The organism is Pannonibacter sp. Q-1 (genome assembly GCF_054073275.1).
Genome location: NZ_JBSXNB010000001.1, coordinates 700,286 through 718,859, shown reverse-complemented (window position 1 = coordinate 718,859; position 18,574 = coordinate 700,286). Strand labels below are relative to the sequence as shown.

Genomic DNA, 18,574 nt, shown 5'->3' with positions numbered 1-18,574 from the left:
TTTGAATGAGCGCTATCGTTCGAGCCGGAGCCCGATGGAGGAACCACGCGACAAGCTGCGCCCGGTCTCGCTGCGCGCGAAGGACAGGAAGCGGCCAACATCCCGGCGCAGCTCCAGGAGCTGTTCGGCCTGTCGCTTGCGAAGGTCTTTGAATTGCGCCTGAAGGATAGCGCGCTGTTCGAGCTGCTTCTCGATCAGCTTTTGGCGCTCATCGGCCTGACGCTCGCGAGAACGCGTGGCCTCATCTTCATTCTGACGCCGGACTTCCTGATATCGGCCTGTCAGCCGATGCCAGAGTCCGCGCAGGCCGCTCGGCAGCCGCGCGGCGCGCGCCAGTGTTTCTTCGTTCCATTCGGTGCGCTGGCGAGCATCCAGCTTCGCGCGTGCGTCGCGATGCAGATGCGTCATTTCCATTTTGTAGTGGGCGAGCGTCGCGGATCGCTGGCGGAACTGCGCACGCGACTCCTCGACATGGCGGCGGATCGCCGGAACCATCGTCTTGCCAAGGGACGCCTTGGTCGCTTCTACGCTGTTGAGGGCTTCGGCGCTCCCAAGGCGTCCGGCAACGTCGCGGGTCTTTTCCCCGACCATGCGCGTGAGCGAATGGACTTCTCCGGAATGATCGACCACGACATATCCGCGTTTGTCACCGCGCGCGAGGTGGAAGCCATGTTCACCGAGGGCATGCTCGAACGCCTTGCGTCCGTCCGAGTTGTTCCAGCATTCCTGCAGGGTGGCCTTGAGCCAACGCGGATCGATATTCTGGCGCTTGGCTTGCTGCCATTCGGCGAGCGTGAAGTTGGTCGGGTTGCGTTCGGCGGCATTCACCAGCCCGCGCGGCATCTTCCAGCCGTTTTCAAGGTATAGATCGCGGGAGAGGGATTGCAGCTTCGTCTTGTAGAAAGACATCTGCTTGGCCGTCATGGTCTCAGCATCGATGCGCGACCAGGCGCAATGCGCATGACGGCGGCCTTCCTTCTCGTGGAAGACCACGACGCGCGGTTGTCCTTGAAGGCCAAGGCGCTCTTCGGCGCAGTCGATGGCGTTGATGAAGGTGCCGACCGGCACGCGCTCACCTTCAGGCGGACTGAACGAGAGTGAGAAGAGATATTGCTTGCACTTTGTGCCGCGCGAGATGGCCTCGACTTCCTTGAACGCCTCTTTCAAATCGTTCGAGGCGAAGCCGCGCACTTCGTGCAACTCGACATGCTCGTTGTCATCGGTGCGCAGCAGGTGAGTGGCGAGATTTGCGCCGCCCGCGCGCTGAGAGCCTTTGAGGATCATGGCGCATCCTCCGGCTTGAGCCCGAGTGCGAGCAGGAACAGACGCCGCAACTCGCGGACGTCGCGCAGCGCGGTGAACAGTTCTTGCTCGGTTTCCGGTGTCATCGGTAGCGAGCCGATATTCACGGCATGGGCGAGTTGGTTGAGATTATTGGCAAGCCGGGAGCGACCGAGCAGGGCGAGGCCCTTCGCCAATGCAACGCGGTCTTCGACCGCGAGGCCTGTTCGGCGGGAGCGCAAGGGTGCCCCAAGCGCTTTGGCTTTCATGTACGCCCCCAGCGGAGCGCCCGCAGCCTCCACAGCTAAGCGGGCGCGTTCCTCTTCACTCAATCTTATTGAAAAGGGGGCGGGGCGTTTCGCTTTAGGAGGGACAGTCGCGGCGTTGTGATTGAAAGTGCCATCTAGGGACATGGTGGCACCGGAGGCTTGCCAGCCTTCAGGTGCTCAAGATGGGTGTTCCAATCGGCTAAAACTTCGAATAATTCGTTCGAAGTCGCGCCCTCAAGGCGCGCCATTTTCTCACCGATTGCACGATATCATGCGAAAGTAATTGCCTATCGTGTACCGGGGCCGATCTTCATATCCATACTTGCTTGCTCAGAACATAAAAACGGCGGCATCCGGCGGGAAAAAGTTCGCACGCCCCGGATGTTGAGAACTATCGAAAAACAAGTGGCACCGGCCGGTGGGCCGATGCCGGATTGTGATTGGGCCTTCGGCCTCACCCTTGCCGGGCGTCGTAGAGCGCAACCGCGTCGGCACCGGCCGGAAACTGTTGGCGGCCTGATGTGTCGTAGACGGCATTCCAGACTGCCCGGGCCACATCCTCTTCCTTGGTTGTCATGGCGGGATAGGCGTAAGCCTCGAAGATGGGTGTTGCAAAACCGGCATAGGCTGGCGGGATCAGATCCTCGATCCGCACATCCGTATTCTGTGCAAAGCGCGTCGTCGGGGCATAACCTGGTTCCACCAGTTTCGCCCGGACATTGAAGCAGCCAAGCTCATGCGCGAGCGATCCGGTGAAGCCCTCGATGGCCTGCTTGCTGGCGGTGTAGGCCGCAGCAAGTGGCATGGCGGCCAGCGTCGCGCTCGATGTCACGTTGACGATCACACCGGAGCGGCGTTCGCGCATCTGCGGAATGACCGCCTGGCACATCGCCATCACGCCGAACGTGTTGGTAGCGAAGACCTTGCGGACATGTGCCATGGGCGTCGCCTCGAATGCGCCGGCCACACCGATGCCGGCATTGTTGACCAACACGTCGATAGGGCCGGCGGCGGCGATGGTTTCCGCGATGCTTTCATCGCTTGTCACATCGAGCGGCAGGAGACGCAACAGCGGCGAAGCAGGAAAAAGGCTGGTGTCAGGGCGGCGCATCGTGGCGATGACAGTCCACCCCTTGTCGAGGAAGTGGCGTGCCGTTTCCAGGCCGTAGCCCGAGGATGTACCGGTAATCAGGATCGTTTGCATGGGAACCTCCATTCGTTTCGGATGGTTCCTTGATAACTTTAGTACGAGAGACGATACATAATCCAAAGTCCATAAATATTGCTCAATCGTCCATACTGAAGCTGCATGCTTTTGGCTTCAGGCGTGATTGCTACTGCCGTTGATCCTGGCGAATTGCCCCGGAGGACAGCCGAGCCGCTTGCGAAAGGCAGTGCTGAAAGCGCTGGCGGATTCATAGCCGATCTCATCGGCAATCCGGTCGAGCGTCTTTGTGCCGCGCAGCAGTGCGTCTTTCGCAAGAGCCATCCGCCAGCGGGCCAGATATTCGATCGGCCCGCAGCCAAGAACGGCGCCAAAGCGCGCAGCAAAGGCTGAACGCGACTGCCCGGCAATGCGGGCAAGACTTGCTACCGTCCAGCCGGCACGCACATCAGCATGCATGACAGCAAGCACGCGCGCCAGCACAGGATCGCGCATGCCATGAAGCAGACCGGCCCGGTTTTCATCCACCGCCGTACCATGCGAGCGAAGCGCCTCGATGAGAAGAACCTCGAGCATGCGCTGGAGGATCATGTCCTTGCCCGGCTCTTCGCTGCGGCATTCCTCCGCAATGAGATCGATGAGCAGGCCGAGCCGTGCCGATCGGCCTTCGGACGGCGGCACATGGATCATGCGCGGCAGCAGGGCGAGCAGCAGCGGCGCATTCGCCGTCTCGATGCGAAAGGTTCCACCCAGCGCCCTGAAATCCGCTTCGCCTTCCTGTTCGCCGTGGCGGACGGGGGCATCCATCGGGTCACGCAGCGCTCCCTCCATGCCGGGTTGGCTGCTCAGCGTGAAGGCTGGCGTGGTGGGCAGTAGCAAAAAGGCTCCCGTTTCCAGCTTCAGTGGGGGCTCATCCTCGAACGTGACCCAACATTCGCCGTTCAGGACGATCGTGAACCCAGGGGCATCATGAGCGGCGTAACGCACGGCCCAAGCACCCCGGCCTGAGATGGGCTTGGAGATGGCCGTGTTCGGCCGAAGCAAGGCTATCACATCGCTGAGCGGGTCCACTTGGACGGTCCGTAGTTTATTCTGGAAGAGAATTATGGATCGTCCAGGAGGTCGAGTCCAGCGCCTGATGGAACGTCCGATCTGACCCCGCGATAGGCGGACATGCTCGTCTCGTAAGGGAAGAAGATTTTACCGCCTTGCCCATTTTCAGCACCCGTGCTCCGGCCTGTCCCAAAGAGCCAGGTGTCCGGAACGCGCGCGCTGTCCGCAGCCGTTGTCTTGCAGGCCCATGACCCAACCAGCATATGCCCGAGGAAGGCATAGACGAGGCCGAAGTAGATGAGGACGCCGAGCAGATCCATGATCGAGGTGATCATCGGCGGGCTCAGCGTGGCCGGATCCGTGCCGGTGCGGCGTGCGGCAAACGGCAGGAGCGCGCCGATCAGCCCGCCCAGCACGGCGCAGGCGGCCATGCGCCAGGCGGGCGCCCGTTCCAGCGCCGGAATCAGGACCAGCCGGCGCGGCGTGCGAGGGCGGAGCGGCGCAGCAGGCCGCTGTCGGTGTCAACCGCGATGAACAGGGCGCCTGCGGCCCTGGCCTCGCGCAGAAAATCCTGATCGAGTGACAGAATGCCCGCCGGCACGCCAAGGCCGCGCAGCACGCCGATCCCCTCGAGGATTGCCTGTCTGACCTCGGGGTGCGAGGGCTGGCCGGGATGGCCGAAACTCGCCGCAAGATCGGCTGGACCGAAGAACACGCCGTCCACGCCCGGCACCTGTGCAATCTCCCTGAGCTGCAACAGCGCCTCGCGGGTTTCGACCTGGACCAGCAGGCAGATTTCCTCATTGGCGCGTGTGGCATAGTTGGCAACGGCGCCGTAGCGGTTGGCGCGGGTCATGCCGGAGACGCCCCGCACGCCCTTGGGCGGATAGGTCACGGCCGCCACCGCCTGCCGGGCTTCTTCCGCAGACTGGATATAGGGGATCAGCAGGGTCTGCGCCCCGGCATCGAGAAGCTTCTTGATCTCCACCGGATTGTTCCAGCCGGGCCGCACCACCGCGCTGACCGGGTAGGGAGCCACGGTGCGCAGAAAGCTGATCACTTCGTTCGGGCCCGCCGTGGAATGTTCCGTGTCGAACATCATCCAGTCATAGCCGCAACCGGCCAGAAGCTCGGCCACGGCTGGATCTGACAGCGAAATCCAGATGCCGATCTGGGTCCGTCCGGCGCGCAGCGCGGCCTTGAAAGCGTTGGCAGGCAAATTCATGATCATCTCCCGGCACGTTGCAGTGAGCGTGGGGACACAGGCAGGCCGGTCACTCGAACCGGACGCCCAGTGAGCCCAGATGTCCGAAATCGGCGAAGATCACGTCGCCGGAGGAAATATCGACGGGGCGGGTAAAGGATCCTCCCAGCACGATATCGCCCTTCTTCAAGCCGCCGCCGAGCGGGGCCAGCTTGTTGACCAGCCACGCCAGACCGGCGGCCGGGTGCCCCATGACCGCGGCCGAGACGCCTGTCTCTTCGATCACGCCATTCTGTGACAGGGTGGCGCCGATCCAGCGCAGATCGGTGTCGAACGGGCGAATGGTGCGCCCGCCCAGAACGATCGCGCCGAAAGCGGCATTGTCGGCGATGGTGTCGACGATCTGGCGCGGCACTTCGGTGCGGTAGTCGATGATCTCCAGGGCAGGCTGAACGAATTCCGTTGCCCGGAGCACGTCATGCACCTGGCACCCGGCCCCACGCAGATCCTCGCCCATGATGAAGGCGAGTTCGACTTCGAGCCGTGGTTTAATGAACGTGCCGGCCTTGATCCGCGCGCCGTCATAGAACAGCGCGTCGTCCAGAATCACGCCGTAGTCCGGTTCGGTCATCCTTGAGGCCTGCTGCATGGCGCGGCTGGTGAGACCGATCTTGCGGCCGGCAATCTTCGCCCCGCCTGCAATGCGCGCCTCCGCCCAGCGGCGCTGGACGTCATAGGCGTCCTCAAGGGTCATGCCGGGCCATGTCTTGGATGGCTGCGGACAGACCTGGCGGGTTCGTTCTGCCTGCAGGATCGCGTCGGCGGCATCCTGGCGCTGCTGTTCAGTCAACATCATCGGCTCACTTGATTGGGGGGATGGGGAGTTTCGAGACGCCCGGCTCGAGCGTCAGCGTGTGTTCGAGCGTGTACCATTCGCCCACCTCGCCATCCTCGGGATGCGGGCCGGTGTGCTTCTCGAGCTTGCCAATCAGCGCGGCCGTCACCCCGAACTGGACATCCGAGGTCAGATAGCTGGTTTCATCGACATAGGTCTGGTTGATCAACGTCTTGAACCCTTCCTTGTGGGCCAGGACATGCACATGCGCCGGGCGGTAGGGATGGCGGTTCTGTGCCGCCAGCAGCATGCCGACCGTCGTTCCGGTCGGGATCGGATAGCCGATGGGCTTGACCGACCGGAACCGCACGGTGCCGTCCGCTCCGGTGATGAACTTGCCGCGCAGATTGAAGTCGGCCTGGCTTTCGTCCTGGTTCTCGTAAAGGCCCACGGGCGAGGCGTGCCATATGTCCACCTCCAGCCCTTCGACAGGAGCGCCGTTCTGGTCCAGGAAGGTGAACGTGCCGTAGAGCCGTGGGCCGGGGGTTTCGGACCGGAGGATCGAGCCGCCATTCTCCGTAACAGGATGGTTCATGCGCCAGAACGGGCCCAACAGGGACTGGGTGGTTTCCGTTGTGCCATTGTCCCCGTTGTTGAGCAGGCAGACCAGGGACGACACGCCAAGCGACCCGGCCATGAGCACGAATTCATTGTGCTTGTCGTTGCTCTGCTGACCCATCGTGTTGAGGATCCGGGTCGCCTGCTGAAACTCGGTTTCGGTCAGGCGGACGTCGCGGATAAAGCCGTGCAGATGCTTGATCAGGCTCACCATGATCTCGCGCAGGCGCGGATCGCTGGTCTGATCCATGACCTTCAGGACGGCGGGCGTCACGTCCTGCTGATTGTGGATGATGGTCATCCGGAGCCTTCCTTCTCGATGGCTGTGCGGTTTCGCGGGTCAGAGCCGGGGCTGGCGCGCCGCTGTCACTGCGGCTGGCTGGACGCGAGTTGACAGATCCGGCGCACACCGGCGGCGTAGCCTTCAAGGCCGAGGCCTGCGATCACCCCATCGGCGCGAAGCGATACATAGGAGTGGTGCCGGAAGGCCTCGCGCTTGTGCACCTGGCTGATGTGGACCTCGATCACTGGCGGCTCGTAGGTGTTGAGCGCATCCAGAATCGCGATCGAGGTATGCGTGAACGCAGCAGGATTGAAAACCAGCCCGCAGGTTGTCTCGCGGGCTTCGTGAATCCAGTCGATCAGCTGGCCCTCGTGGTTGGACTGAAGCAGGCGGATGCGAAACCCGTCCGCACAGGCGGCATTGCACAGGCGTTCGACATCAGCGAGCGTTTCGCGCCCGTAGATCTCGGGCTGGCGCTTGCCGAGAAGGTTCAGATTGGGACCGTTAAGGACAAGGATGGTCTTCATGCTGTCTCCGGTGCGAAGAGGGCAGAGGCCGCGGAAAAGATGGCGCGGGCGCGCTCAAGCGGCGGGCGGGCATCGCTGGCAGAAGGAATTTCGACGGAGACGGCCGCCGCGGCCGGCAGCGCCCGTGCGAACCCGGCAAGATCCAGCCCGCCCTCGCCGGGGAGAAGGCGTCCGCCGCGTGCTTCAGCCAGAAGCGCGCTGTTGCCGGACGGGGCGGTGGCAGGCGCGTCGCAGAGCTGCGCGGAAACAACCATGCCTGCCGGCATGGCGGCTATGTCCGTGGGGACGCCGCCGCAGCGCGAATGGTGCAGCGCATCGGCCAGATAGGCCGCACCGGTGGCGCCTGAGGCCGCAATCAGATCAAGACAGGCGCGCGGCGTATTGATCCCGCGCCATGCCATGCATTCAAGGTCTAGACCCAGCCCGCGTGCGGTGGCCAGGGCGCTTATCCTTGCGAAGGTCTCCGCAAGTGCGGGAAAGACATCCGCGCAAACATTGACGCGCTTGGCTCCGAGAGCCTTGGCCGCCTCCATCGCCGGAACGAGGCTCTCCGGCTCAAGCGTCTCGTCGATGACGACCGTCTCGATGTCGTAGAGGCCGATCCCCTCGCCATCCATGACGCGCGCCAGTTCGCGCAGACCGGGCGCATCGGGCAGCCAGTTCAGCGCCCCCGAAGAGACCGGGTGGAACCGCAGGCCGACGAACTCGAAACCGGACCGGCGGGCCAGCCGGACAAGTTCCGCCGGCGGCAGGTCGAGAAAGGTGAAATGTCCCAGACCGATCGGGCGGGTCACAGCGGAACCGCCGGCAGTTCATCGGAGATAAGGCGCCGCAGGTTGTTGGTTGAGCGCTCGATGTGCCTGATCAGCAAGGCGGCGGCATCGTCCGCGCGCCGTTCGACGGCAGCCTCCGCAATGGCGGTGTGTTCATCGATCACGTCGCGCTGAACCGCAACCGCCTTCAGATAGATGTGCCTGTAACGGTCATTCATGCTGACAAGCGACTTGTACATCTTGATCAGCAGCGGCATGCCGCAGCACTCGATCAGGGTCAGGTGAAAGGCGTTGTTTGCGGCCTCCCAATTGGCAAGGCTGCCCGGGTCGCCGGGGATCCGGCTGGTCTTGTTCAGGCGGTACAGGGCGCCCATGACGGCGGCCTCCCAGTCGAGACCGCCCTTTTCGATGGATTTCCGCAGGGCGTAAGGCTCAAGTTCGAGCCGCAAGGCGCAAACCTCGTCGAGATTGGCGACCGAGATCGGCGTGACGGTATAGCCGCGTTGCGCCTCGGCTTCGATCAGCCCTTCCGTGACCAGCCGGGTGACGGCCTCGCGCAGGGGAGACAACCCAACGCCCATCGCAATCCGGAGCTTGTCGAGATTCAATTTGGCGCCCGGAGCCAGAATGCCATGCAGGATGTCGTGGCGCAGCTGCGCCTCGATCTGCCCCGCGATGGTGGGCTTGCCCGTTGATTTTACGTTGAAATCCAAGACTGACATGGGTGCGGTCCTCATCAACGCGACGATATCGCGGCCGGAAAAGGCTGTAAAGAGAAAAACCATAATAGGTCAGAAAATCGATTTTAATTGATCGTATCGATCTAGGGTGATACGAAACCCTTCATGGGTTCGTCCGCTTAAGGAGTGAGAGCGGGGCCGTTGACCCGAGGGAGGACCAGAATGTTTTTTGCCATCACGCGCCGCGCCCTTCTTGCGGCCGCCACGGTGCTTGCAGTCAGTGCCACCGGTGCATTCGCCCAGGACAAAATCCGGCTTCGGCTTTCCGCCGTGAATTCGGAGACTGACCAGCGCGCTGTCGCGATGATCAATGTCTTCGGTCCGGCCGTTGCCGGATTTGCGGCCTTCGAGCCGCACTGGAACGGCACCTTGTTCGCGCAAGGGACGGAACTCGAGGCGATCGCCGTGGGCGATCTCGAAATGTCGATCACCTCTGCGCAGGAGCTGGCGGCGTTCTTTCCCGAATGGTCGATCTTCGCGGCCGGGTATGTGCTGCAGAGTGCTGAACATCAGGTCCGGGTCTTCAACGATCCGCTGATGGATCCTTTCAAGCAGAAGGTCGAGAGCGAGCTTGGCATCCGGTTGCTGGCGCCGATGTATCTCGGGCGCCGCCAGGTGAACCTGCGCCAGCCCCGTTCGGAAATTGACGTCAAGACCCCCGCCGAACTGGCCGGCGTCAACCTGCGGATGCCGGGCTCTGATGCATGGCAGTTCCTTGGCCGCGCGCTTGGCGTAAACCCGGTCCCGATGGCCTTCACCGAGGTCTATACCGCGCTGCAGACCGGTGCCGTTGACGGCCAGGACAACCCGCTGCCAACCGTGGTCGACGCCAAGTTCTACGAGGTCACCAGGCAGATCGTTCTGACATCCCACCTGGTGGACTGGAACTTCATTGCCATCTCGGCGGAAGTTTACAACGCAATGACCGCGGAGCAGCAGGCAGCGGTTACCGCGGCTGCCGTTGCCGCTGCCGACAGTGGCCGGGCTGCGCAGCTTGCCAAGGAAGAAGAGCTGGTGACCTTCCTCAAGGACAAGGGGATGGATATCTACGAGCCCGATGTCGCCGCATTCCGCAGCGCGGTGCAATTGGCCTATCTGAGCAGTGTCTTTGCCGCCAACTGGCCGGAAGGCGTCCTGGACGCTGTCAACGCTCTCGGCAACTGAACCGCCTGAGACCGGCGCAACGCGTCCTGCGCTGCGCCGGTGGTTCTGGAACCGGAGCAAGCCGCGCGCGTCACGCTGACCGCCGCGTGATGCCGGCTCAGAAGAGCAAGGTTTGACTCATTCAGCGTTGCTCATGCCCGTGCGGCGCATGAGCGGTTTCAAGGCTGATGCGGCAGCATCTCATGGCCTTGGCATCAGGAGGGGGCGCAATGAAGGCTGTGATCAGCACACTCCGTAACATAGCCGAAGGAGTTTCCGCGCTGATGATGGCCGCCATTTTCGGCACGTTCATCTTGCAGATCTTCGTGCGCTACGCGGTTGGCTCGCAATGGTTCGTCTCGACCTTTGGCAATGCCATTGATGCTTCTTCCTTCGGCTGGACCGTCGAGTTCATCCTCGTGCTCTGGCTCTGGACGATCTTCTGGGGGATTGCCTTCGTCGTCCGGGATAGTGACCACGTCACTTTCGACATCATCTACAATATGGCGGGCCGTAAAACCCGCACGGTTCTGGCGGTCACCGGCGCGCTGATCATCGCCGCAGCTCTCTGGTCTTCGATCGGGCCAACCTATGACCGGATGAAGCTGTTGCGGCTGAAATCCTCGGCGACCCTGCCGGTGAAGATGCTGCCTGTGTACTCGATCTACTTCGTCTTCCTCGCGGCAGTCGGTCTGCGCTATGTCCTGCGCGCCTGGGACTGCCTCCGCCACGGCGCTGATCGTGAGCTTCACATGCCTCCCTATGAAGAGCCGGTTCGCGCGGAGAAGGAACAATGAGTTTCGAACTCTTGATCATGGTGGGTGCCCTCTTTCTCCTGTCCGGGATCGGCATCCCGATCGCCTATGCGATCATCGTGGCCTCGATGGCCTACATGCTGGCGGCGGGAGCTTCCATCGGCATCGTCGGCAAGGCACTGACGGACGGCATCTACCAGAGCTTCCTGCTGCTCGCCGTGCCGCTCTTCATTGTCGCCGCGAACATCATGAATGCGGGGACGATTTCGGACCGGCTGCTGAACTTCTGCATCGCCACCGTCGGCCGCTTCAAGGGAGGGCTGGGTCACGTCAACGTCATGGCGTCGCTGATATTCTCCGGAATGTCCGGATCGGCGGTGGCCGATGCGGCAGGCATCGGCAAGATCATCATCGGCATGATGCGCAAGGATGGCCGCTTTCCTGCAGGCTATGCCGCAGCCATCACTGCCGCCTCGGCCACAATCGGCCCGATCATTCCGCCCTCCATCCCGATGGTGCTTTACGCTCTGGTCTCGAATGCCTCCGTCGGAGCGTTGTTTCTCGGCGGCATTCTGCCCGGATTGCTCATGGGCGCCGTGCTGATGGCGATGAATTCCTGGATCTCGCACCGCCGCGGTTTCGCCACCGAGGCACCGGTGCCGTTCCGTGATCTGCCGAGAGTGACGGGCCGGGCCTTTCCCGCCTTGCTGATGCCGGCGATCCTCCTTTACGGGATCTATGGCGGTGTCACGACACCAACCGAGGCCGCAGCCGTTGCCGCCGCCTACGCGCTGCTGCTGTCGGCCGTCTTCTACCGCTCGCTGCGGATGAAGACGCTGTACATGATCCTGGTGGAAAGTGCGCGGTCGTCGGCGGCTGTCGGTATCGTCATCGGCGGCGCCTTGATCCTGAACTATATCGTCGCATCGGAAAACATTCCCGCAGCACTGGCCGCCCACCTCGTGGACGTTGACGTCTCACCCTTGACATTCCTGCTGGCGGTGAGCGCGCTGGTGCTCGTGCTGGGCTGTCTGCTGGACGCCACCACGATCATCCTGGTTATCGTTCCCCTGTTCATTCCGGCCTGCAACCTTCTGGGGATCGATCTGGTGCATTTCGGGGTCGTGATCGTCGTGAACTGCATGATCGGCCTGATCACACCGCCTTATGGGATCCTGCTGTTTGTCATCAATGCGGTCACGGGCATTCCGCTGCGCGACATCATTCGTGACGTGGTGCCGTTTCTGGTGGTTCTCCTCGCCGCGCTTCTGGCGATGATACTGATCCCCGACATCGTTCTCTTCCTGCCGCGCCTGACGGGTTACGAGGGCTAGAATGTGTCAGGTATAAGCCGGTGCGGCGCCTGAGCAATTTCAAGGCGTGATGCGTCAGCATCTCAGCGCCTTGGTATTAGCCCCCCGCAATTGCAGGATAACAACGAGATAGAGCACTTCCGGCGGCGCAGCTTTTTACGAAACTGCTCCAGGATTATGGCGAAAGACAAAGGTGAAACGTGATCTCGGGCAATACCAAACTGATCGTCCATCTCGGATACCCGACCGGTTTCTTCCGGGCTCCCATGATCTACAACCCGTTTTTCGAGAAGCATGGCATTGATGCCGTCGTGGTTCCGATGGGCTGCAAGGCGGAGGACTACACCGAATTCCTGAGGCTTGTCTTCCGCCTGTCGAACATTCACGGGGCTCTGGTGACCATGCCCCACAAGGTCACGACGATGGCGCTGCTTGACGAGGCGTCAACGACGGCACAGGTCGCCGGGGCGTGCAATGCGATCCGGCTGGATCCCGATGGCAGGCTGGTGGGTGACATGTTCGACGGGGAAGGCTTTGTCCGGGGTGTGCTGCGCAAGGGCCGGGAGCTTTCGGGCAAAGCGGCCCTGGTCGTGGGCTCGGGCGGCGTTGGATCGGCGATCGCGGCATCCCTGGCCAAGGCGGGTGTTGCCCAGCTGTCCCTGTTCGACGGTTTTGAGCCGTCGATGCTGGGGCTGGCGGCGCGTCTGCGGCAGGCCTATCCCGGCCTTTCCGTCAACACCGGCTCGAACGATCCGGCCGGATACGATCTGGTGGTCAATGCGACGCCGCTCGGCATGAAAGAGGGAGATCCGCTGCCGGTGGATGTGTCTCGCATCGACCCGTCGGCCTTTGTCGGCGAGGTGGTGATGAAAACCGAGATCACCCCGTTCCTTGCCGCGGCCCGCGAGCGCGGCTGCCAGTTTCAGGTTGGCACGGACATGCTTTTCGAGCAGATCCCGGCCTATCTTGAGTTCTTCGGCTTCCGTTCTGCTACGGCGGACGAACTGCGCGCCGTCGCCAGGATCGCCTATTGAGCGCCGCATCGGGCGCTCATTCGCAGGTGCCGGGCGGGGTCATCAGTCGCTTAAAGCCTCCACCCGCCATCTTGCTGCGGTGACTGATGGCTCAAGGCTGAGACGGCCGACGATCTGTTCGACGGCCTTATCCGTCCGGCTGTCGGCGTGGACGGTTGCTTCGATCTCGACCCGGTCACTGTCTTCGATGTTGCTGCTGTCCAGCTGGCGCAGATGCATGGCGCTGGCCGCAAGCCCCTGCAGCAGCAAGGCCCGGACATGGGCCTCCTGATCTCCGCGGCAGACAATGCTGATCCTGTAGCCGAAGTCGAGCTCCGTGGAAGACAGGGGCTGCCGGTTGATGCGGAAGACCAGCGGCCGCAGGAGCAGGTTGACGGTGATGACCAGCCCGGTGACGACGGCGGCATAGGCGAGGGCACCGGCTCCGGCGAGAACCCCGACGGAGGCCGAGCACCACAAGGTGGCGGCCGTGTTCAGCCCGCGCACGTTAAGGCCCTCTCTGAAGATGATGCCCGCGCCGAGGAAGCCGATTCCGGAGACGACCTGGGCGGCAACCCGTGTGGGGCTGGCATCGCCTGGAACCACCGTCGAGAAGACGACGAAACTCGCCGCCCCAAGCGCAACAAGGGTGTTGGTCCGCAGCCCGGCAAGCCGCTGGCGCCATTGCCGTTCAAAACCGATGGCAGCTCCCAGCAGCATGGCCGCGGTCAGGTGGAGAGCTGCGGCTTCGATCGCCATCGTCATGTAATTTGTCTCCCTTGTTCTTGTTCCGGTTGCGCCGCCGTCCCGCGCGCAGCAGGAGGATGGCGGCGCGCTGCGCCTTGCCGGCAAGACTGAAACCTGTCCTGACCCCGGCGGGCGAAACCAGTCCGGCACGATAAAGACGCATTGTGACAGTCAGTGCTGCGCCCGCGAGCTGAAGCAGGCGGCGGATCGCGAGATAACGGGTTTCTTCACATAAAGCTTTCAGCCACGGGCGCTGGTTCTCTCTGGTCATCTCCGGGCCTCCTTCGGCTCATGAACCTGCAGCCGGGCAGCGCCCGCGCTCCGGCCTGTCCCAAGGAGCCAGGTGTCCGGAACGCGAGCGCTGTCCGCAGCCGCTGTCTTGCGGGCCCGTCAGCCGGCCAGCAGATGCCCGAGGAAGGCATAGGCGAGGCCGAAGTAGATGAAGACGCCGAGCAGATCCATGATCGAGGTGATCATCGGCGAGCTCAGCGTGGCCGGATCCGTGCCGATGCGGCGTGCGGCAAACGGCAGGAGCGCGCCGATCAGCCCGCCCAGCACGGTGCAGGCGGCCATGGACAGGCCAACCACCAGCAGCACATCGCCTCCCACGCCCTTGCTGAAATAGGCCAGCACGGCCTCAAGCAGGGCAATGACAACGCCGAGCGTCAGCGCCACGGGGATTTCGCGCTTGATCACGAACCAGATGTCCCGCCAGCGCAGCTTGAGGTCGCCAAGCGCCATGGCGCGGATGACCAGCGTTGCGGACTGGCTGCCCGTATTGCCGCCCATGTCGACGATCGGGGCGATGAAGGCTGCCAGAACGATGGCCTGGCTCAGGATTTCCTCCTGAGCGGCGACGAAGGTGCTGGTGATCACGCCAAAGACAGTCAGCATGATCAGCCAGAAAGAGCGGACCTTGAACATCTCCAGAAAGCTGGAGGCCCTGAGATCGAGGTCAGGACCGCCGCCGGGAGCGACGTTGCCGCCGAACTGCAGCACCCGGCGCCCGCGCTGGGCTTCGGCGGCATCCATGGCGTCATCGACGGTGACAATGCCGGCCAGTGCATCGCCGCCATTGACAATGGGCAGCGCCAGCAGGTCGTAGTCGGCAATCTTCTGCACCACGCTGTCGCGCTTGTCCTGCACATGGGCGAAGATCACCCCCTTGCGCATGATGCCGGACACCTGCACCTCGTCGCGGGCGAGGAGCAGATCGCGCAGGGACACGACACCGGTCAGCCGGCGCTGATCATCGACCACATAGGCCTCATAGATTGTCTCCCGGTCGGGGGCCTCCTGCCGCAGCCGGTCGATGGCCTCACGGACGGTGAGATCCGGCGTCAGCGTTGCATAGTCGGAGGTCATGATCGAGCCGGCCGTGCCTTCGGGATAGGAGGCCAGCTTGCGGATATCCTCGCGCTCGGCATGGGCGATCCCGGGCAGCAGCGCCTGCTGCTGATCTGGCGTCAGCCGGTTGAAAAGGTCGGCGCGCTCGTCATGCGACATGGCCGTGACAAGCCGGGCCAGATCGGACCGGCTCAGCTGACCGGCAACTGCCACCTGGATGGCGGGCTCGAAATAGCCGAAAACCTCCGCCTCGCGCCGTTCGGGCAGAAGCAGCAGGATCTGCGTGATCTCCTCCGGGGCGAGGCTTGCGGTCACAGCGGCGATATCTGCCGGATGCCGGTCGGCAAGCGCGGCCTTGATGGAGCCGGTGTCCTTGCGGTCTAGGAAGCTGCGGAAGGCAGCGGCAGTGATGAGGGTGGTCATGGTCATTACTCCGTCGATGGTCAGGTGGCCACCGGCGGAGGACCCGCCATCAACGAGGTGGCAGGATCAGACGCCGGCGGGCAGTTGGAATGGGCTTGAGGGGCATGGCCACGGGGCACGAATGCCGCGCGGCCCAACGTCTAGGTCGGTCGTCCATGGGAGTGCTCCGGTATGGGTTCAGGCTGCCCGCAGGCAGCCGGTAAGGCGAGGCTGGCGCAGTGCAAGCGGCAATCGTGCAGATTGCATGCTTGCGCCGTCGTCTGCGGCCGGGTCCTCGGTGGTCCAGCGGCAGCAGAGCTTGCCGTTTGAATGGGGGACAGACCAGCGGCAGATCAGCTGGCGGCCGGAGACAGGCCGTGCACCTTGCCGCACGTCAGGCCGGAAACGGCTGGCCTGTGCCTTTGCTGCTGGGAAAATCGCACGCTCCGGCGGAAGCCGGCCAGCCTGCGGAAACAAGATGAGCTTGTTCATTGTTCACCTCCTGCGACCCCTCACGGCGGGGGAAGAGGTGAACGGGGCCGCCCTCAGGCGTGGACGCCGCCGGTCACCCGGCCCTTGCCGGGAGCGATCTGTTCTGTCTGGAGTGGCGCCCGCTTCAGGACGCCACGACTAGAATAGCCGTCCATGGTTCTCTCGATTGTCAGATTGGCCCGCAACTGCACCAGTGCGGACGAAAGGCAAATAGGCCGATGGTTTGTTGAGATCAAGGGAAAAATGGCGCTCACCGCACCAAAGACCTGCAGCGGGCTGCCGGCGTCTGCAGAAAATCGCAGCAAAAACAACGGGCCGCCGCAGGAGCGGCGGCCCGGTCTGGCGCGTCTTTTACCTTCCAGAGGGGATCAGAAGGCGTAGGAGGCGCCAAACATCAGACGGTGATTGGTGGAGCTCTCCTTGAAGGTGGTGGAGCCGAAGGACTGCTTCTTGTTGCTGCCCATCGTCAGCGTGTAGTCGGCGCGCAGGCGCATGTTGTCAGTCATGGCCATTTCCAGACCGCCACCGACCACCGGCCTTACGGCAACAGACTTCTTGTCCTTGAAGCCCTGCATCTGATGGGTGTGCTGCGTCAGGGCAACACCGGCCGACAGATAGGGCATGAACTGGCCCACCGGCATGCCGACGCGGCCCTTGATGTCCGCCGCCCAGGGCGAATGGGAGCGTACGCCGCTGAGCGCACCGGTTCCCGCCGCTGTCTTCTTGTTGCCGAGATAGGTGGCCGAACCTTCGACACCGGCGATGGCGCTGCCCATCTGCCAGTTGTAGCCGCCGAACAGACCAAAGGCCGCGTCCATCCGCGACGAGGACTTCTTGCCGCTGCCCTTGCTCCTGTCGGTATTACCGGACACACCGGCCTCAAGGCCCATGTAGCTGCCGGCAAACAGCGGCTTTTTACGCTCATGCGAGCTGACGTTCTCATAGTCCGGCAGGCTGCCGGGCATATCGGCGGCGAAGGCTGGCAGTGCAGCCGAGCAGACAATCGCCGCGGCAAGGCCGCGCACTCCGGTGCGGGCGGCAGAGCGGTTCAGGGAAACAAAGGAAAAACGCATGGAGAGTTCTGCTCCGGTTGATCGCCGCAACGCCGGCAGTTTCACCGGCGGCGGAAGGGTGACTTCAATCATATCGCCTTCTGCGCGAAAAATTGCTGCTAGACGATAATTTTTAGATGCTTGATTCTAATTTTTTTGTCAACAGCATTATTTTGGATTTTCGTTGGCAGGCGCCCTTAAAGACGGATCCGGCAAAAGCCGCCGGGGCAGATCTCAGGGCATCCGGCACCCTCGTGTGCCGTTTCCGGCAGCGTTCTGTGGGGACCTGCAGCCAGAACTGCCGCGGTGAACAGTCCAATCGACAGAAGCGCAGCGGCGATGGCGTATAGAGCGCGGCGGCCGCAGGGGCGCTCGGTGGGAACAGCGGAAAGACTCATGGGGCTCTGCTCCAGGCGATCATCATCCGGCCGGCGGGCTGCCGGGTGGCAGTCGAATTCCCGGACCGGGACTACGGATCAGATCAATTTTTTATCGTTATGCGATAATTTTCAAATGAATGAATTATATTTTTTTGTCAATCGCATTGTTTTCTCATTGCGGGGTGCCGGCATGGGCGGTACTACTGAACCCAGTAGCCCCTATCAGGACGTTTCCCATGGCATCCGGCATCTTTCATTCCCTGTTCAGGACCAGTGACGATCAGGCGCACCGCCTGCATCGCATCCAGTCTTTTTCCGGAGGCATGAAGTGGCTTCTGACCGGTCTCGCGTCTATCACCGCCCTGTTCGGCCTGCTGGTCTGCGTGGTGCTGCTGGCGCCGGGGCTGCTGGGATACGGCCCGGAGGAAACGGTCGATATCGGCGGCGTTTCACGCGTCATTCTTGAGATCAGCCTGCCTCAGCGCATCGGCATCACGCTGTTGCTGGTCATCCTCATTGAAGCTGTGCTGATGCTGCTGTGGAAGCTGCGCCAGCTCTTCGCCCGTCTTGCCGAGCTGGACTTTTTCTCAAGCCGCACCTTGTCCTTTATCGTGCAGAGCGGCAGGTGGCTGCTCGTCCTCGGGGCGATGGATTTCGTTTTCGATCCAGTCAGTTCGGTGTTGATGACCTTTGACCTGCCGGAAGGTGAGAAACAGATTTCACTCTCGTTGGAAGCCGGGCAGATCCTGTTCCTGGTTCTGGGCGCGCTTGTGCTTCTGCTCGGATGGGTGATGCGCGAGGCTGCCCTCGCGCATGAAGAAAACCAGCAGTTCGTCTGAGGCTTCCGGTATGCCCATCATCATAGAACTCGACGTCATGCTCGCCCGCCGCAAGATGCGGTCAAAGGAACTGGCCGAGAAGATCGGTATCACCGAGCAGAACGTGTCCCTGCTCAAGTCCGGCAAGGTCAAGGGTGTCCGTTTCGAAACTCTGGAACGGATCTGCGAGGTGCTGGAATGTCAGCCCGGCGACATTCTGATCTACCGGAGCGGCGAGAGTTCAAGCTAGAGCACTTTCGGTGGCCCCGTTTTTATCGACAGTGCCCCCGCCGAGGGGGCTGAACAGGGAGCATCCGGACTTAAACCGCCTGGAAAAACAAAATCCCCCGGAGCGTGCCCGCCC

21 protein-coding genes are annotated in these 18,574 nt (G+C 62.6%); 6 read left to right on the top strand and 15 right to left on the bottom strand.

The window, feature by feature from the left end; translation table 11 throughout:
- Positions 1 to 12: 12 nt before the first annotated feature.
- The 11 genes from ACVNHC_RS03300 to ACVNHC_RS03250 form a co-directional block, all read right to left on the bottom strand.
- Entirely contained in the window at positions 13 to 1,284 is a 1,272-nt protein-coding gene (locus tag ACVNHC_RS03300; RefSeq protein WP_457166421.1) for a relaxase/mobilization nuclease domain-containing protein, read from the bottom strand.
- Entirely contained in the window at positions 1,281 to 1,550 is a 270-nt protein-coding gene (mobC, locus tag ACVNHC_RS03295) for a plasmid mobilization relaxosome protein MobC (RefSeq protein ID WP_457166420.1), read from the bottom strand. The genes ACVNHC_RS03300 and mobC overlap by 4 nt, the downstream gene beginning before the upstream one ends.
- Before the next feature lie 454 nt (positions 1,551 to 2,004).
- The gene (locus tag ACVNHC_RS03290; RefSeq protein WP_457166419.1) at positions 2,005 to 2,754 is read right to left on the bottom strand and encodes an SDR family oxidoreductase; all 750 of its coding nucleotides are present in this window, start codon (positions 2,752 to 2,754) and stop codon (positions 2,005 to 2,007) included.
- A 117-nt stretch (positions 2,755 to 2,871) separates the two neighbouring features.
- Positions 2,872 to 3,786: an AraC family transcriptional regulator gene (locus tag ACVNHC_RS03285; RefSeq protein ID WP_457166418.1), complete on the bottom strand. Its 915-nt coding sequence runs from the start codon at positions 3,784 to 3,786 to the stop codon at positions 2,872 to 2,874.
- A 32-nt stretch (positions 3,787 to 3,818) separates the two neighbouring features.
- Positions 3,819 to 4,199: a magnesium transporter gene (locus tag ACVNHC_RS03280; protein ID WP_457166417.1), complete on the bottom strand. Its 381-nt coding sequence runs from the start codon at positions 4,197 to 4,199 to the stop codon at positions 3,819 to 3,821.
- 32 nt (positions 4,200 to 4,231) lie between these two features.
- Positions 4,232 to 4,993, bottom strand: a complete 762-nt coding sequence (locus ACVNHC_RS03275; RefSeq protein ID WP_457166416.1) for an HpcH/HpaI aldolase family protein — start codon at positions 4,991 to 4,993, stop codon at positions 4,232 to 4,234.
- Between the two features lie 49 nt (positions 4,994 to 5,042).
- Entirely contained in the window at positions 5,043 to 5,825 is a 783-nt protein-coding gene (locus ACVNHC_RS03270; RefSeq protein ID WP_058900524.1) for a fumarylacetoacetate hydrolase family protein, read from the bottom strand.
- A gap of 7 nt (positions 5,826 to 5,832) precedes the next feature.
- Entirely contained in the window at positions 5,833 to 6,726 is an 894-nt protein-coding gene (locus ACVNHC_RS03265; protein WP_186392168.1) for a dioxygenase family protein, read from the bottom strand.
- Positions 6,727 to 6,791: 65 nt separating this feature from the next.
- A complete protein-coding gene (gene aroQ / locus ACVNHC_RS03260) occupies positions 6,792 to 7,235 on the bottom strand; it encodes a type II 3-dehydroquinate dehydratase (protein WP_050472177.1) in 444 nt (147 codons plus the stop codon).
- A complete protein-coding gene (locus tag ACVNHC_RS03255; RefSeq protein ID WP_050472176.1) occupies positions 7,232 to 8,029 on the bottom strand; it encodes a sugar phosphate isomerase/epimerase family protein in 798 nt (265 codons plus the stop codon). The genes aroQ and ACVNHC_RS03255 overlap by 4 nt, the downstream gene beginning before the upstream one ends.
- On the bottom strand, positions 8,026 to 8,730 hold the full coding sequence (locus ACVNHC_RS03250) for a GntR family transcriptional regulator (RefSeq protein WP_050472175.1): 705 nt from the start codon (positions 8,728 to 8,730) through the stop codon (positions 8,026 to 8,028). Before ACVNHC_RS03250 ends, ACVNHC_RS03255 begins: the two co-directional genes overlap by 4 nt.
- A 180-nt stretch (positions 8,731 to 8,910) precedes the next feature.
- On the opposite strand from ACVNHC_RS03250, the gene dctP reads away from it, so the two are divergent.
- The 4 genes from dctP to ACVNHC_RS03230 all read left to right on the top strand — a co-directional run bounded on the left by dctP (position 8,911) and on the right by ACVNHC_RS03230 (position 12,993).
- The gene (gene dctP / locus ACVNHC_RS03245; RefSeq protein WP_050472174.1) at positions 8,911 to 9,912 is read left to right on the top strand and encodes a TRAP transporter substrate-binding protein DctP; all 1,002 of its coding nucleotides are present in this window, start codon (positions 8,911 to 8,913) and stop codon (positions 9,910 to 9,912) included.
- 263 nt (positions 9,913 to 10,175) lie between these two features.
- Positions 10,176 to 10,688 carry a TRAP transporter small permease gene (locus ACVNHC_RS03240; protein ID WP_208991423.1) on the top strand — a complete coding sequence of 171 codons (513 nt, stop codon included), beginning with the start codon at positions 10,176 to 10,178 and terminating at the stop codon, positions 10,686 to 10,688.
- A complete protein-coding gene (locus ACVNHC_RS03235; protein ID WP_457166415.1) occupies positions 10,685 to 11,980 on the top strand; it encodes a TRAP transporter large permease in 1,296 nt (431 codons plus the stop codon). Before ACVNHC_RS03240 ends, ACVNHC_RS03235 begins: the two co-directional genes overlap by 4 nt.
- A gap of 179 nt (positions 11,981 to 12,159) precedes the next feature.
- A complete protein-coding gene (locus ACVNHC_RS03230; RefSeq protein ID WP_457166414.1) occupies positions 12,160 to 12,993 on the top strand; it encodes a shikimate dehydrogenase family protein in 834 nt (277 codons plus the stop codon).
- Positions 12,994 to 13,035: 42 nt separating this feature from the next.
- Here ACVNHC_RS03230 and ACVNHC_RS03225 read toward each other — a convergent pair whose 3' ends face one another.
- From ACVNHC_RS03225 to ACVNHC_RS03210, 4 genes are all read right to left on the bottom strand, one after another.
- Positions 13,036 to 13,737: an MgtC/SapB family protein gene (locus ACVNHC_RS03225; RefSeq protein WP_058897982.1), complete on the bottom strand. Its 702-nt coding sequence runs from the start codon at positions 13,735 to 13,737 to the stop codon at positions 13,036 to 13,038.
- Positions 13,664 to 13,990: a hypothetical protein gene (locus ACVNHC_RS03220; protein ID WP_457166413.1), complete on the bottom strand. Its 327-nt coding sequence runs from the start codon at positions 13,988 to 13,990 to the stop codon at positions 13,664 to 13,666. The genes ACVNHC_RS03225 and ACVNHC_RS03220 overlap by 74 nt, the downstream gene beginning before the upstream one ends.
- A 119-nt stretch (positions 13,991 to 14,109) precedes the next feature.
- On the bottom strand, positions 14,110 to 15,489 hold the full coding sequence (mgtE, locus tag ACVNHC_RS03215; RefSeq protein ID WP_050472273.1) for a magnesium transporter: 1,380 nt from the start codon (positions 15,487 to 15,489) through the stop codon (positions 14,110 to 14,112).
- An 839-nt stretch (positions 15,490 to 16,328) separates the two neighbouring features.
- The gene (locus tag ACVNHC_RS03210; RefSeq protein ID WP_163001194.1) at positions 16,329 to 17,033 is read right to left on the bottom strand and encodes an outer membrane protein; all 705 of its coding nucleotides are present in this window, start codon (positions 17,031 to 17,033) and stop codon (positions 16,329 to 16,331) included.
- Between the two features lie 496 nt (positions 17,034 to 17,529).
- Here ACVNHC_RS03210 and ACVNHC_RS03205 point away from each other — a divergent pair, with 496 nt between their 5' ends.
- Complete coding sequence (locus ACVNHC_RS03205) at positions 17,530 to 18,231, top strand: DUF2975 domain-containing protein (protein ID WP_152967491.1); 702 nt, start codon at positions 17,530 to 17,532, stop codon at positions 18,229 to 18,231.
- Between the two features lie 10 nt (positions 18,232 to 18,241).
- Positions 18,242 to 18,460: a helix-turn-helix domain-containing protein gene (locus tag ACVNHC_RS03200; RefSeq protein WP_050472167.1), complete on the top strand. Its 219-nt coding sequence runs from the start codon at positions 18,242 to 18,244 to the stop codon at positions 18,458 to 18,460.
- Positions 18,461 to 18,574: the final 114 nt, after the last annotated feature.